The sequence below is a fragment of the Clostridium sp. DFI.1.208 genome (genome assembly GCF_024463855.1).
Taxonomy (GTDB): Bacteria; Bacillota_I; Bacilli_A; order Erysipelotrichales; family Erysipelotrichaceae; genus Clostridium_AQ.
In genome coordinates, this window is the sequence record NZ_JANGCA010000244.1 from 1 (window position 1) to 324 (window position 324).

Consider the following 324-nt stretch of genomic DNA (forward strand, 5'->3'; position numbering starts at 1 on the left):
CTGCGCCCAGACGCATCAGATGTGCCGGCTCGCTGTTCGGTAAGCCGGTATCCAGCCATGCGCCGCTCGTGATGTTCGTGAAATTCGTCCCATCATTCGAGCACTTCAGATACGCGTCTCCGCTAGGAATCTGATCATAGTAGGTCGTCTTCGTCATCTGTCCCTTTAATGCGGGCACCCTCGTACTCTTCTCTGCTACTTTTCGATCGATCCCGAATTCCATCGGCATACTGCTCTTATTGATCGCCTGTTCATTGTTCGTGCTCTGCTTCATCACCTGATCATCCAGTGTCAGCTGGATCTTCGTCGGCAGCTGCATGGTGA

The 324-nt window shown here is 53.1% G+C and carries 1 protein-coding gene; it reads right to left on the bottom strand.

Translation table 11 applies throughout. The annotated features are described in order from the left end of the window. Window positions 1–324: hypothetical protein (locus NE665_RS24225; RefSeq protein WP_256302747.1), on the bottom strand; the 324-nt coding region annotated here is incomplete at both ends.